Origin of the sequence: Enterococcus caccae ATCC BAA-1240, from assembly GCF_000407145.1 — a bacterium.
GTDB lineage: Bacteria > Bacillota > Bacilli > Lactobacillales > Enterococcaceae > Enterococcus_L > Enterococcus_L caccae.
In genome coordinates this window covers 289,293-304,070 of record NZ_KE136472.1, presented here as the reverse complement: position 1 = coordinate 304,070, position 14,778 = coordinate 289,293, and the positions used below count along the sequence as shown (strand labels likewise).

The window sequence follows — 14,778 nt, the reverse complement described above, 5'->3', positions numbered from 1 at the left end:
AATGTAAAGGGAAAAGTAATAATATTCCTAAATAAACTCTTGTCTTAGTATATTCCTTAACTCTTGTTCTATAAACGTATATTCATTTTTTTTACAACTAGTTATAAAAAGTAAATAAATCAGTTACTATGTAAAAACATATAGAAAAAGAAAACCTCTGTCACAAGGACAAAGGTTCTCCTGTACATTTTATAAACCTGCCATCAATTGCGCTTGACGTAATTCCAACTGCCTAACTCCTCTTGGCAAGAAACGTCGAATTTCATCCTCATTAAAACCAACTTGTAATCTTTTTTCATCAATCATTATTGGTCGACGCAACAATCCAGGATTCTCTTTTACTAACTCTAGCAAGTCCTGCAACGGAAGTTCATCCAAATCCATATTAAGTTTTTGGAAAACCTTAGAACGAGTGGAGATAATCTCCTCTGTTCCATCTTCTGTCATTCGCAAAATTGCTTTCAGTTCAGAAATATTCAATGGTTCTGAAAAAATATTTCTTTCCTTGAATGGAATTTCGTGTTCTTGCAACCACGCACGAGCCTTACGGCAAGACGTACAACTTGGGGAAGTATAAAGTGTCAACATGTGCATCACTCCTTTTTGTGATTTTCATCACTATTTTGAAACAGGAAATCGAACTGTTTTCCTATTTAATGTAAGTATACCCAACTTCTAATAAAAATACTAGCTCTTTTTCCAAAAAAAATCATAGTTTTTCGTTATTTTACGTGTTTTTTTAAATATTGAAATAAAGATAACTATTTTTTCAATATAAAATTATAACGTTTTCATACCAAGAAAAAATGATACAGCTTTGTTGAGCTATTATAACTGTTCTAGTCTAAAAATTCTGACATTTTATTTTTTTCGTGGAATCCTGTTTTTTTTTACTTTTAGCTGTATAATGATATCAATGACTTTTTATTAATTGATTAAGGTGGTTACTTTATGGAAACAATATTTTCTGGCATTCAGCCAAGTGGAACACCAACTATAGGAAACTATATTGGTGCAATGAAACAATTTATTGATTTACAAAATCACTATAGCTGTTATTTTTGTATTGTAGATGAACATGCTATAACAGTCCCTCAAGACCCTTTAAAATTACGACAACAGACACGTAGTCTAGCAGCTTTGTATCTAGCTGTAGGACTTGATCCTGAGAAAGCAACGATTTTCATCCAATCTGAGGTTTCTGCTCATGCTGAAGCTGCGTGGATCATTCAATGTAACACAACGATTGGCGAATTAGAACGCATGACTCAATTTAAAGATAAATCGCAAAAAAATGGTCGGACTGGTGTTAGCGCTGGGTTGTTAACTTATCCGCCGCTAATGGTCGGAGATATTGTTTTATACAATGCTAACCTTGTACCTGTTGGCGATGATCAAAAACAACATTTAGAATTAACACGAGATTTTGTGGAACGTTTCAATAAACGATATGGTCAAGCGAATCAAGAAGTTTTGGTTCTTCCAGAAGTTAAAATCGCTGAACAAGGCGGACGTGTGATGAGCTTACAAGATCCTACCAAAAAAATGAGTAAATCAGATACAAACAGTAAAGGGTTTATCTCTATGTTAGATGAACCAGCTATCATCCGCAAAAAAATCAAATCGGCGGTAACTGATTCAACTGGTATCATCGAATACGATCCAGTGAATAAGCCAGGTATCTCCAATCTCTTAAGCATTTTCTCTGCTTCAACAGGTCGTCCAGTTGAAGAATTAGTCGCAGACTATACTGGAAAAGGGTATGGTGAATTTAAAACGGATTTAGCAGAAGCAGTTGTTGCATTACTTGCCCCGATTCAAGAGCGGTATCATGAACTATTAGCCTCAGATGAATTAGATGATATCCTTGATAAAGGTGCAGACCAAGCGCGTCTTGTTGCAAATAAGACTTTACAACGTATGAAAAATGCCATTGGTTTAGGTAGAAAACCACGGAAAAGATAATAAGATAAAAGAGAGCGAGGTATAACTTAAATCGTTATACCTCACTCTCTTTGAACCTGAATAAATAGCAGAAACAGAAGTAGCTCCCTCGGAAATAAGCGAAAATTTACAACAATTTTCGTAAGTTTTTCTTATTTTTCAGGGCTAAAGACTTCTATCATAACTCTTTTTACTCTCTAAATTGTGCATCATGTAGGCGACGGTAATGTCCACCTTTTTCAAGTAGTTCTTTATGTGTTCCTTCTTCCAAGATCCCTTGATCGCTCACAACGATGATTCTTGTCGCATGTTTGATTGTTGCTAAGCGATGAGCAATAATCAAGGTTGTCCTACCTTCAGCTAATGAATTCAAGGATTCTTGAATTACTTGTTCAGTTTCCGTATCTAAGGCAGAAGTTGCCTCGTCCAGAATCAAAATCGGTGGATTTTTTAAGAACATCCGTGCAATCGCTACCCGTTGTTTTTGACCACCAGATAGTTTAACCCCACGCTCCCCGATCATTGTATCTAATCCTTCCGACAGTTGATCAACTACTTTTTCTAAATGAGCTAATCGAACTGCCTTTTGGATTTCTTCTTCAGTTGCATCAAGTTTTCCATATGCAATATTCTCTCGAATTGTTCCTGGAAATAAGAAAACATCTTGTTGGACGATTCCAATTTGGCTTCTCAAAGAAGCCAGTGTCATATCTTGAACATCGATACCATCAATTGTGATTTTCCCTTCAGTTACTTCATAAAAGCGTGGTAATAAGTTACACAGTGTCGTTTTTCCTGAACCACTTTGCCCGACAAAAGCGACTGTTTCGCCCGGGACAATCTGCAAATTGATATGATTTAACACTTTTGTAGAATCTGCATATGAAAATGAAACATCATCATAAATAATATCTCCATGTAAATGATCAATTGAAACTGCATCTGGTTTGTCTTGAATAGTTGGCTTCTTATCGATTTCTTCAGTAAATCGTTTAAAACCAGCAATCCCCTTCGGATAACTTTCAATCATATTATTGACTTTTTCGATTGGACGAACAAAAACGTTGGATAATAGAATAAATCCGACAAATTGCCCATCAGTAATCTCGCCTTTGATTGTGTAATAGGCTCCAAAGATCAGTGTAAACAAGTTAATCAAACGAATTAAAAAGTAATTATAAGCTGAACTAATCCCCATTACTTTATAAAAGGTGATTTTTGATTGGCGATACGCTTGATTCAATCCTTCAAAACGGCGACGCTCAAAAGGCTCATTGGCAAAAGATTGAGTCACCCGAATTCCGCTAACTGATGCCTCAACACCTGCGTTAAAGTCACCGAGATTATCATAAATCTTAGTATTGACTTTTGTCATCTTTTTATTGAAAAAGACCAAGGCAATTGTAATGAATGGCAAAACAATAAACGTAGCCAAAGCTAGTTGTACATGGATTCTAAGCATCAAATAAAAAGATCCGACTAACGTCATAACCGTAATAAAAACATCTTCTGGTCCATGGTGAGCAACCTCTGAGATTTCAAACAAATCCGTTGTCAATCGGCTCATCAATTTCCCCGTCTTTTGATTATCATAATATTCAAATGGCTGCGTCTGCAAGTGTCCGTATAATTCCCGACGCATATCTGTTTCAATATTTACACCCAATTTATGACCAAAAAAGACCACAATATACTGCAAAATAGTATTTAGTATATAAAATAAAAGCAACCCTGCACAGGCTAATGCAATTAATCGGAAATTCCCCTTGGGCATGATTTTATCAATGACTTGATTTACTACCACTGGAAATGATAATTCCAGTAAACCTGCTAAAACAGCACAACCGAAATCTAAAATAAATAAGTGCTTGTATGGTCGATAATAACTAAAAAATCGTTTTAACATAATCTCCCTCTTTCTTTTGACACTACCACTATTATACGCAAAGAAAGACTTGTATGCAAAGTTTGAAAGAGTTAAATTAACACTATGTTGGTAAACCCATTTGACAAAAAATAGTTCTATTCACTTTAGGTCAAAAATAATTCAAAATAGAATAATAAATAACCAAAATTCATATTGAAAAAAATTTCTTTTACCTATATTATAGATAGAGTTGTATACCCTATTTAAGTTTATAAGGAGTGTTAAATTGAAAACAACAAAATTAGTGATTGGCATTATCAGTATTATTCTCTCATTATTAGTCTTATTTCAATCCTGTGTTGCAGGATTAGCAAACAGCATGCAAAACAATGGCGAAGCTGGTGGAAGTGCTGGAATGTTACTAGCTATCTGCCTATTAGTGGCTGGAATTATTGCGATTGCAACTAGAAATACAACTGGTAATGGCGGTTTTGTCGCTGCTGGATTTTATATTGCAGGGGGAATCATCGCTTTCTTGCTCGCAGGTGGTTATGGAGACCTATATATTTGGTCTGTATTATCGATTATATTTGGAGCGACTTTCGTTATTGGGGATACGAAAAAAAGGAAATAAACAAGAGCAACAGTTCGTGATCAATGAATTCATAAACTGGAGAGAAGACATTCTCTCCAGTTTTTTATACATTTTGAAAGGCGCTGATCGCTGTTATGTTAATAACTTGAAAAGTAGCAAGCAATTTGTTAAATTAGACATATACATGTACATCATAAAAAACACCGATGAGTTGCTTATGTCTTGGGGAAGATAGGCCTGATCGGTGTTTCTGTTTTTATTATACTAAATGTAGAGTTTTTCCACCACTTCAAAAAACTACTTTCGATAATACTTTTTTGAAGAATCAATAGACAAAATATGTTTTTTTATTCACTTTCTGATCGAGAAAGTGCTTTTTTGTAGCTTGCATTATCTGAAACTCTTCTTTTAGTAGTTTATTTTCATCGACATTCTCATCTAAATTAAAAAATTCTTTCTGTTCTTTTGTGAAAAAGTTCGCTACAATGAAAAAGGATTTGGAAAATTTTTCTGAAAATTTATAAGGGGTGTAACTTTTTAAATGAAAACCATTGTTTTTGATGTGGATGATACAATTTATGACCAGCAACAACCGTTTAGAAATGCAATCAAATCGGTCTTTCCTTGTGTAAAAGGAGAAGATATGCATGCGCTGTATATTCGTTTTCGATTCCATAGCGACGAAACCTTTCCGAAAGTCATGTCTGGTGAATGGACACTAGAATTTATGCGCTTTTATCGCATCAATGAGTCGTTAAAAGATCTAAGTTATCCAGCCGTTTCACAAACTGACGGTCTAACTTTTCAAAAAACCTACGAAGATGAATTGGATAATATTGTGATGCATCCAGAAGTAAAAAAAGTATTTGATTTCTTGAAAGAAAAAAATATTCCGATGGGAATCATCACAAATGGTCCAACAGATCATCAATTCAAAAAGGTAAAACAACTTCAATTGGAAAATTGGGTTCCTACTGATAATATCATTATTTCCCAAAGTACTGGTTTTCAAAAACCTGAAAGAGAAATTTTTGACCTTGCTGCAAAAGAGTTCAACATGGAGTGTGAACACACGTTGTATGTTGGAGATAGTTTTGAAAATGATATTGCTGGCGCAAAAAATGGTGGCTGGAAATCTTTGTGGTTCAATCATCGTTTACGAGAAATGCCAGTTGGCGAAAAACCCTACCACATTAAAGAAGTCACTTCATTTGAGGATTTATTCCCGACAATTCAATCACTATTTTCATAATAAACAAAAAAATGGGTGTGGAACAAAAGTAAAAATCACTTTTGTTTCACACCCTAAATGCGAATAAACGGTAAAAGCAGAATCAATCCCCTCGGAAATAAACTGAAATTGCTGTAAAACACAACGAGGAATGAGTTGATGCTTTCTCGCTAAAGGCTCGTCGCAGATAAACATTGTTGTACAGTACCTACTTAGTTCTCGGGATTAAACGCTTCTGTCCCATCCTCGTTTTTTATTCACCAATACTCAAAATCGTCCGAATATCATCTTCTGTCATTTTAGCTAGTTGTTCTTCATTTCCTTGAATCACTTTCTGGAATAACTCACGTTTTTCTTGCTGTAAGGAATCCATTTTTTCTTCAACTGTTCCTTCTGCAATCATTCGCCAAACTTCAACAACGTTTTTTTGTCCAATACGGTGTGCTCGTCCAGCAGCTTGCTCTTCTACTGCTGGATTCCACCATAAGTCATACAGAATCACGGTATCCGCTCCGGTTAAGTTTAATCCAGTTCCTCCAGCTTTCAACGAGATCAAAAAGACATCCTTCTCACCAGCGTTGAACGCATCTGCCATTTCCATTCGTTCTTTCGGTTTCGTACTTCCACGTAAATAAAATGTCGTTAGGCCTAGCTCAGATAATTCACTTTCAATAATGGATAACATACTCGTAAACTGTGAAAAAAGTAATACACGCCGATTGTTTTCTTTAGCTGCTACCAATAAGTCTTTGACTTGTTCTAATTTACCGGAACCACCTGTGTAATCGTCGATAAACAAACGAGGATCACAGCAAATTTGACGTAAACGAGTTAAACCAGCTAAAATGCTTAAACGGTTTTTCTTGAAGGTGTCTTGATCCATTTGACTGACATCTTCTTGCATTTGTTTCAGATAAGCCAAGTAAACTGTTTTTTGTTCTTCCGTTAATACACTGTATAGATTACTTTCGATCTTATCTGGTAAATCAGCCAGAACCGTTTTCTTATCTCTTCTTAGAATAAACGGCTGAATCATTTTAGCAATTTCTTCTGGTTTCATCGATCTAAACAATGTTTTAGACGGAAATAGTCCTGGTAAAATCATTTGGAAGATCGACCATAATTCATCAATATTATTCTCAATAGGGGTTCCACTTAATGCAAATCGTTGAGGTACTGTTAAACTTTTCAACGCTTGAGCTGTTTTTGTCCCACTATTTTTCACCATTTGAGCCTCATCTAAAATCAAGTATCCTAAATTCAACGCTTGGTACATCTCAATATCTTGCCTTAAACTCGCATATGAGGTAATCACAACATCTAAATCAGGTTGATTAGCCAGTCTTTCACGCTCCGCTTTATTACCAGCAACAACTTCAGCTTGTAAATCAGGTGCAAATTTTTTAATCTCTGCTGCCCAATTATAGATCAGACTAGCAGGTGCTACAATCAAAGCGGCTCCTTTTTGCTTTTGTTCTTCTTTTTCAGACAATAAATAGGTAATCGTTTGTAACGTCTTCCCTAAGCCCATTTCATCCGCTAAAATCCCACCAAATTGATAATAACTAAGCATTTTTAGCCATTTAAATCCATCGATTTGGTAAGACCTAAGTGTTGCTTGAATTTTTTCAGGCAGTGTTACTGCAAAGTTTTCTGGATGCGTCAAATTTGAAACCATTACTTTAAAAGAATCTGAAAAATGCGCTTGACTATTATTTTCCAACATGTTTTCGATCATCAACCCTTGATTTCTTGGTACCTGGATCGTTCCCTGCACATTTTTCATATTCTGTCTCAGCATTGTTAGTACTTCACTGGTCTGTTGAAACTCTTCAGAATCTAACGATAGAACTTCCCCAGTTTCCAACGTATAAAAACGATCATTACGCAATAAACTGGCCAAAACTGCGTCAATTTCTTGTTCTGCAATCCCTGTAACATCAAAGCGAACATCCAACCAAGAATCCGATTCAGAAACTTCGATCATTGGTTGATGATGCGCTGCATCTAAGTAAAGTTCCCGCAATTTTTTACCCATACGAACTTCCCCTAAACGACGAAATGTTGGCACTTCCGCTTTAAAAAAATAATACAAACGCTCGCCCACAGGTAACGCTTTTTCATAACCATCTGCTGTTTTTTGATAACCAAAAGCGGCGAACTGCTCTACGATTTCCTGTTCCTTTTTACTATCGCGCACTACTTCTTGGTTATCCCTTGATGCAATTGAGTGTTCTTCATCCGTTGAAAAGACTACCTCTCCATAAGTAAAGTCCAGACGTACTTTGATCATGCCTTTAATTTTCCGAAAAATAAAAATCGTTTCAAGAGGATGATAAACCACTTCGTCGGCTACTTCATGACTAACAGATACTGTCCCAATTTTTTTCAATAAGGGAATTACTGAACCAAACAAATCAGATAACTCAGCTTTTTCATATAGAATCTCCGGTTTTTCCACACGTTTTAATAACTGTAACAAGGTGGTATAGATTGCTTCTTGCTCTTGCGTAAAAATATATACTTGTTCATTACTAAACCCCCATTGGTAATGAGTCAAAAAGGTGGTCAACTGGTCATCGATCCTCAATCTATACTGATTACTTTCCAATTTACTTAAATCAAAATAAATCGGTAAATCTCCTTTTATAAAAGACAAGTGTCGATACTTTTTACCTTCATCATTTAACTGAAAATGAGGAACTTTGCTCATTTTTTCAAGTAAAGCCTGTCCTTGATCGATCGGTAACACAAGATATCGTTTATCGATTTTCCCTTTGACCTGAAGTCCATTGGCACCTAATAATTGGCTTGTTTGATAAATCGCCGCTAATTGTGCCAACAGCTCTTGACTTTCGATTGGAAAAGCTTCTTTCATTAGATCAAAATGATGCTGCTTGTTAATCAAAAATGTGCCTTCTTTTTGAAAAGTTTGGAAAAACTCCCCAATATTTTTAATAATATATGTTTTAGGCTTCACACCTCGATAACCCAAACGCAATGAGATCCCTAACACTGCTAATTCTGGATAATAACTATTTGTTTCGATCACATCTACAATATATTCAACTGTAAGAGGGGTAATTTTGATTTTTTCCTCTGAGTGATTCAATTTGGCGAAACCTTTAGTAAACATCTCTGAGATAGACAAGGTTCGTTTTTCAAATGAAACAGGCTGATCGGCTTTTATAACTCGAGCAGTTCCTTTTTGGCGCAGGTACAATTCAACAGCTACTGTATGTTTGCAGTAGCCATGATCCTTCCAATAAGGGCATTCACAGATATCATTTTCTTTGGCTGTACCGTCTAATTGCACACGATACAATTCACTTCCTAAAACTTCAGCATGCCACACTTTCCGATCCGAATCTTGAATGACTGACAAAACTCTGCCTTCTTTCATATACTCTCGACCGCGCTCAACGATTCGTTCTGGGATACTCCACTTCATGTTCTCACCTCCTAGACTATTTAAGCCATTTGATAGGTCACTAGACTTTGACCATTTCCATTCGTTTTGATTTGTAGTTGTTGTGGAATTCTTGCTTTTAACTCACTTACATGGCTGATGATGCCAATCATTCTTCCTTCGTTTTCGATTGTTTCCAATGCCTCCATTGCCATTTCCAAGGCTTCTTCATCTAAAGATCCAAATCCTTCATCGATAAATAGAGCTTCAATCAACACACCACCAGCCTGTTCTTGTATTACTTCTGCCAGAGACAATGCTAAAGCTAGTGCAGCAATAAAACTTTCTCCCCCAGATAAGGTGTGAGCGCTACGCGAGCTTCCCGCATTATCATCATACACATTGATTTCAAGTCCCGTTTGATTTTTATAACTTCCAGAATCCTGATTCAATTCAAATTGATACCGATTCTTCGTTAATAAACCTAAACGTTGATTTGCAACTTTCAAAACTTCTTCTAAATAAGTTTGTAAGACATATCTTTCAAGACTGGTTTTTCTGGGATTGTCACCATTAACAGTAGCAGCCAATTGATGTAAAGCAGTTACTTCTTCCCATTGTTGTTCAATCGAAGCGATTAATTCTTTGACTTGTTGTTGAATTTTTTCATTAGCTTGGATTTTTTCTTGTTGTTGATAGTAATTGGCTTCCTTCTTTTGAAGTGTCACACTTAATTGTTCAATTTCATCTAATAAACCAGTGATTTCCGGCTGTGTTTTATTTTCCAATTTTTTCTCTAGTTCTACCAATTGGAATGTCAGTTGATCTTTTTTCTTATCAAAAGCAGTTAGTTCATCTTTGATTGCATCCAATTTAGGGACCTCTCTCAAAAGAACCCGTACGATTTTTTCATCTAATTCAACATGTGATTCTTTTAACGCTGCAGTCAACTGTTTTTCTAACGATTGTTTTTCCGTTAAATTTGTAGCTTGTTCTTTTGCGAGGTGTTCTTTACTATTTTTGAGTAGCAATTGATTCTCTTGTGCCTTTGAAAGTTGCTCTTCAATTTCCTGTTTTTGTCTTTCCCATTGGACTATTTGTTGTTCAAGTTGTTGTTTTTTCTCCATTATTTCAGTTAAAGAAGACTGTTTGTCACTTAATTGTTCTGAGATTGTTTTTAATTTTGTTTGATTTATAGCTTGCTCTTGCTTTTTTTGGTTAACATTTTTTTCTTGTTCAAGTACTTGAAGTTGCTGCTCCGCCACGTTTTTCTCTAGTTCAATAATGCTATCTTTTGCGGCTTCGATTTGTTTTAACTTAAGATTGAGTTTATCCGTTTTGCGTTTAAAATCAGCGGTCACTTGATCTATTTTATCTAGAGATAATGGTGCTTTTATGAGGACAACTTGTTTGTCTTGTAGCTGTTCAAGCAAAGAACTAACTTTACCATTTTGGGCGTTTAATTCCTTCTGTAATTCTTGTTCATCCTGCCTCAATTGAGCTGCTTGCGTTTGTAATTTGGCAACATCCGCTTCTTGCTTTTGAGCTGCTTGCTCAATTTCATTGAGTTCATTTTCAATAGATTGAATTTCTTCCAATGTAAACTCTTGATGCTCTTTCTGATTTGGATGTTCTATCGAACCACAGACTGGACAAGGTTCACCTTCAACTAAAAATAAACTTAACCGACTGATCTGCATCTTTGCCCACTGACTTTTTTGTTGGGCAACTTGTTGATAGAGTATTTCTTTCTTGACCTCTGCTTGCTTTTGGCTTGCTTCTTTCACAGCTAGTTGATCTGTTGCGGCCATTTTCTTAACGTCAAGATCTTGCTGTTTTTTCCAGTTCTCTAAAAAAGTTTGCCATTGATCTTGATGACGTGCTAATTCTAATTGTTCTTTTTCAACCTGTGCTCTCCCTTCGATGATAACAAGTTTAGTTTGATATGCTTGTTCAGCATTCGCTTGTTTTTCTTTCGATTTTGTAAGTAGTTCTTCTAAAACCGATAACTCTGACTGATCTTTTTCGAGTGTATTGGCTAGTTTTTCCTTTTCTTCATACAAAGGGATTTCAAATTGCCATTTTGTTACTTGTTCTTTAGCCTGATTTACTTCAATAACTTGATTCAGATTATCTTTTTGCTTTTGTTTTAATTGCTGAATCAATTGATTCTGAGTTTCTTGATTGGCTTGATTGGCTCTTAATTCTTGTTCATACGTTGAAATCAAGTTAACTTTTTCATCGATTTTTTCAATCATTCCTTGATGCTTTTGCACCCATTGAAGTTGCTGCTCTTCATATCGTAATTTTTCAATCATTTCAGTAGCTTGATCAAGTTCTTCTTTTTGCCTTTTAAGCTGACTTTGTTTTGTAAATTCATTTGCTAGTTCTTCTACAGCAAACCTCTCTTGTTCTTTTTGCTCTTTTTGTTTTTTCAAGCTAGATAGCTCTGATTCTTCTGCTTCTTGTTGTTTAATCATCGCTTCTTGTTGCTGCTCTAATACGGATAATTGCTGTTCTACAGCTAATTCTTCTAACAAGGGTTCTTGCCAGTACAATTGATCTAATTTTGCTTGAATCGTTTGTTGTGTTGTTTCAATATCTTTATTGACTGTCTTTAATTGTAACTTTAGTTGTTCATTTAATAGTTGATACAATTGCGTTCCAAACAAGTTACGGAGAACTTTTTCTTTATCATTACTATTTGCAATTAAAAACGTTCGAAATTCTCCTTGCGGTAAAAGAACGATTTGGGCAAATTGAGTCGCATCTAAATGCAATAATTCTTGAATAAAACTATCCACTTCTCGACGCTTCGTATATTCTCTCAACTCTTTTCCAGAATGATCTTTCACAATTAATGAAATTTTCGCACTTTGCGTCCGAGTACCGTCTCCACGTTTTTTATAAAGCTCTTGTTCAGGTTTTCTCGTAATATCATAAAAATAGTCTCCATGAGAAAAGGCCAAATGAACTTCTGTTGGCTCCGATGGATCAGCAAAAGTAGAGCGCATTTCTTTTCCTTGGCGTAATTTTCCAGAACTTTCTCCGAATAAAGCATAACTCATTCCATCAAAAATCGTTGTTTTACCAGAACCTGTTTTTCCACTGATCAAAAACAAGGATGAATCTTCAAACATATTAAAATCAATTGTTTCATCAATATAAGGGCCAAAATTTTTCAATGTTAGTGTTAATGGTTTCAACCTATTTCCCTCTTTCTGCTTGATGAATATCTGCAAGTTTCTCTTTGACCCACACCTGTTGTTGACCAGTAAGCTCTTCTCCTGTTACTTCTGAAAAGAATTGATCAACTAATTCTGTTGGCGCTATGGTTTTGATTTCTTTTTTTGTTTGATTGTTTTTTTGTTGCTCTTCTCGACCAAATAATCGCTCAACACCAATCACTCGTGGATAAATTTGACGTAGCTGATTCATCATATTAGGAATAACTGCACGATCTGTTAATTGAATATGTAAATAATTTTCACGATTGATCGACTCATAAAATCTTGGCATCGTCAGCTCTTTAAAGCTACCTTCTATTTGCATCACGTCTCTTAATGGTACGATTTCTTTAAATTCAAATGTTGTTTCATCTATTTGAGTGTCAACGATCCAAACGCCTTTTTTCTGATTCATTTCTGATAATGAAAACTTTAAAGGCGATCCACTATAACGCGCATTTTCAGCTTGTAAAGCATTTTTTCCATGTAAATGCCCTAATGCCACATAGTCAAAGGATTCTAGCAATGACAACGGTACCGTGTCCAATCCTCCTACCATCAGTTTGGTTTCTGAATCTGATTTTTCACTACCAGCTACAAAAAAATGACTAACTAAAACGTGTGACATATCAGGTTTGAATTGCTTTTTCATTGCTGTAACGACTTCTTTCATTGCTTGTTCAATTGTCCGAATTTCTTCATTGTCAAAAAATAATCGAGCTGAAATCGGTTCAAAATAGGGCAATAAGAAAAATTGAGTATTCCCCATTTCTACTGGTTGGAACGCTTGATCTAAACGAGTATTCAAATGGAAATTCGACTGAACAAACCATGGTCCCCCCGTTTCTAAACGTGTGCTACTGTCATGGTTTCCAGAAATGGCCAACACGGGAAATTTTTCTTGTAAATTCATTTCTACGATCATTCGATTGAATACCTCGATAGCTTCGACTGAAGGAACTGATCGATCATATAGATCGCCCGCAACAACAATCGCATCCACTTGTTCCTCTTTGGCAATCGTGAGAATCTGCTGAAATGCATCTGCTTGTTCCTCTAATAAATCATAGCCATGTAATTTTTTGCCAATATGCCAATCTGCTGTATGTAAAAAACGCATTTTTCCACCACCTAAAAAAGTCCTTCTTACTATTATACCAAATTTACAGAGAAATATATGGTTCAAACGTATAGAAATTGTCTGAAAACAAAAAAAGCTTGAAATATAACTCTTCGAGTCATACACAAGCTCAAACGGATCATGGTACTGCTAAATTTTCTATTCTTTCACTTCATACTTAAAGTCAGGATTGATCTCTTCATCTAAACGATCAAAAGTCGCTTGCATTCTACGCTCAACTTCTGCAATCCCTTCTTTATCCATCTTAGTAATGTCACTAACATCGATTGGCTCACCAAACCGAACAGTCACTCGACGACGCTTAAACAGATCCTTCAATGTCAGTGGTCCTTGATAAACGGCCGGAACTATTTTAACTTTAGCCATTTTTGCAATCAATGCTACTCCGCCTTTCAACTCAGAAGAATGACGAGTACCACTTGGGAACATCACTAAACTTAAATCAGTATTTTTCAATGTTTTAACAGGCGTTTTAATTGCACTTGGACCTGGTTTTTCCCGATCAACTGGAAATGCGTTGGCATGTTTTAAAATAAAGCTTAGGAACGGATTTTTAAATAGCTCTTTTTTCGCCATAAAACTAAATTTCTTCGGTGATCCACCCACAGCTAAATATAACGGCTCCCACCAAGTTCTGTGAGGAGCAACTAAAATATAATTTTCATTTTGAGGAATACGGTCTTTCTTTTCATAGTGTGCATTGCCGTTTATAATAAATAAAACAACACGGACAACACCACGCATAAACGTAAAAAACATGTTCTTCTTCCTTTCTTTTTACTAGCTATAAGTATGCCGAAAACAAATGATTTTGACAAGTCTTTTTCAAAGGTTTCTTCTGTATCTTAATCGTAGTATAATATAAGGATACCTTTCGTTCCACCAAAGAGTGTTATAAAAACTGGAGGCGCCCTTTTATGATCGAATTTAAACCATTAGCAAAAAATGAAAATGAAGCCAACTTGATTGTCTTACTTTCCAAAAATCAAGAAGAGGTCAAAAATATTCCAGCTGAATCAAATACAAGCTTTTCTATAGCCCTTTATGATGAGCAGCAATATATCGGTGGAATCACAGCGAATAAATGGATGAACGCAACACATATTTCATTGTTGGCGCTCAAGAAAGCGTATCGTGGTCGTGGTTACGGCAGCCAATTACTTAAAAAAGCTGAAACATTCGCACTGCAAGAAAGTTCTGACCTCATTACGATCAATACTCAAGATTATCAAGCAAAAACATTCTACGAAAAACATGGCTATCACGTTTTTGGACAATTAGCTGATACGCCTTTTGTTGGTACAACAAAATATTACTTAGTCAAACGCGTTTAAACCAAGAAAAATTAAAGGAATGAACCTTAT

General features: G+C 35.6%; 10 protein-coding genes. 4 read left to right on the top strand and 6 right to left on the bottom strand.

What is annotated here, in order from left to right:
* Positions 1 to 189 precede the first annotated feature (189 nt).
* Positions 190 to 588, bottom strand: coding sequence for a transcriptional regulator SpxA (gene spxA, locus I580_RS01360; protein ID WP_010760718.1), 399 nt, complete (start codon positions 586 to 588; stop codon positions 190 to 192).
* Positions 589 to 951: 363 nt separating this feature from the next.
* Between spxA and trpS the strand changes: the two genes are divergently transcribed.
* Entirely contained in the window at positions 952 to 1,965 is a 1,014-nt protein-coding gene (gene trpS, locus I580_RS01355) for a tryptophan--tRNA ligase (RefSeq protein WP_010773112.1), read from the top strand.
* A 169-nt stretch (positions 1,966 to 2,134) separates the two neighbouring features.
* Here the strand turns inward: trpS and I580_RS01350 are convergent, their stop codons facing one another.
* Complete coding sequence (locus I580_RS01350) at positions 2,135 to 3,850, bottom strand: ABC transporter ATP-binding protein (protein ID WP_010773113.1); 1,716 nt, start codon at positions 3,848 to 3,850, stop codon at positions 2,135 to 2,137.
* Positions 3,851 to 4,097: 247 nt separating this feature from the next.
* On the opposite strand from I580_RS01350, the gene I580_RS01345 reads away from it, so the two are divergent.
* Together I580_RS01345 and I580_RS01335 are read left to right on the top strand one after the other, a co-directional pair.
* Positions 4,098 to 4,445 (top strand): hypothetical protein, encoded by a 348-nt coding sequence (locus I580_RS01345; RefSeq protein WP_010773114.1) that lies wholly within the window; start codon positions 4,098 to 4,100, stop codon positions 4,443 to 4,445.
* Between the two features lie 502 nt (positions 4,446 to 4,947).
* Positions 4,948 to 5,658, top strand: coding sequence for an HAD family hydrolase (locus I580_RS01335; RefSeq protein WP_010773115.1), 711 nt, complete (start codon positions 4,948 to 4,950; stop codon positions 5,656 to 5,658).
* A 232-nt stretch (positions 5,659 to 5,890) separates the two neighbouring features.
* Here I580_RS01335 and I580_RS01330 read toward each other — a convergent pair whose 3' ends face one another.
* From I580_RS01330 to I580_RS01315, 4 genes are all read right to left on the bottom strand, one after another.
* Positions 5,891 to 9,088, bottom strand: coding sequence for a DEAD/DEAH box helicase (locus tag I580_RS01330; RefSeq protein WP_010773117.1), 3,198 nt, complete (start codon positions 9,086 to 9,088; stop codon positions 5,891 to 5,893).
* A 20-nt stretch (positions 9,089 to 9,108) separates the two neighbouring features.
* Positions 9,109 to 12,252: an AAA family ATPase gene (locus I580_RS01325; RefSeq protein ID WP_010773118.1), complete on the bottom strand. Its 3,144-nt coding sequence runs from the start codon at positions 12,250 to 12,252 to the stop codon at positions 9,109 to 9,111.
* Between the two features lies 1 nt (position 12,253).
* Positions 12,254 to 13,393, bottom strand: coding sequence for an exonuclease SbcCD subunit D (locus I580_RS01320; protein ID WP_010773119.1), 1,140 nt, complete (start codon positions 13,391 to 13,393; stop codon positions 12,254 to 12,256).
* Positions 13,394 to 13,552: 159 nt separating this feature from the next.
* Positions 13,553 to 14,173, bottom strand: coding sequence for a lysophospholipid acyltransferase family protein (locus I580_RS01315; protein WP_010773120.1), 621 nt, complete (start codon positions 14,171 to 14,173; stop codon positions 13,553 to 13,555).
* A gap of 158 nt (positions 14,174 to 14,331) precedes the next feature.
* On the opposite strand from I580_RS01315, the gene I580_RS01310 reads away from it, so the two are divergent.
* The gene (locus tag I580_RS01310) at positions 14,332 to 14,748 is read left to right on the top strand and encodes a GNAT family N-acetyltransferase (protein WP_010773121.1); all 417 of its coding nucleotides are present in this window, start codon (positions 14,332 to 14,334) and stop codon (positions 14,746 to 14,748) included.
* The last annotated feature ends 30 nt before the right edge of the window (positions 14,749 to 14,778 follow it).

Bases quoted from the DNA above. Each gene is read 5' to 3' on its own strand.
- spxA (WP_010760718.1), bottom strand. From the start codon at position 588: ATGTTGACACTTTATACTTCCCCAAGTTGTACGTCTTGCCGTAAGGCT.
- trpS (WP_010773112.1), top strand. From the start codon at position 952: ATGGAAACAATATTTTCTGGCATTCAGCCAAGTGGAACACCAACTATA.
- I580_RS01350 (WP_010773113.1), bottom strand. From the start codon at position 3,850: ATGTTAAAACGATTTTTTAGTTATTATCGACCATACAAGCACTTATTT.
- I580_RS01335 (WP_010773115.1), top strand. From the start codon at position 4,948: ATGAAAACCATTGTTTTTGATGTGGATGATACAATTTATGACCAGCAA.
- I580_RS01330 (WP_010773117.1), bottom strand. From the start codon at position 9,088: ATGAAGTGGAGTATCCCAGAACGAATCGTTGAGCGCGGTCGAGAGTAT.
- I580_RS01320 (WP_010773119.1), bottom strand. From the start codon at position 13,393: ATGCGTTTTTTACATACAGCAGATTGGCATATTGGCAAAAAATTACAT.
- I580_RS01315 (WP_010773120.1), bottom strand. From the start codon at position 14,173: ATGTTTTTTACGTTTATGCGTGGTGTTGTCCGTGTTGTTTTATTTATT.
- I580_RS01310 (WP_010773121.1), top strand. From the start codon at position 14,332: ATGATCGAATTTAAACCATTAGCAAAAAATGAAAATGAAGCCAACTTG.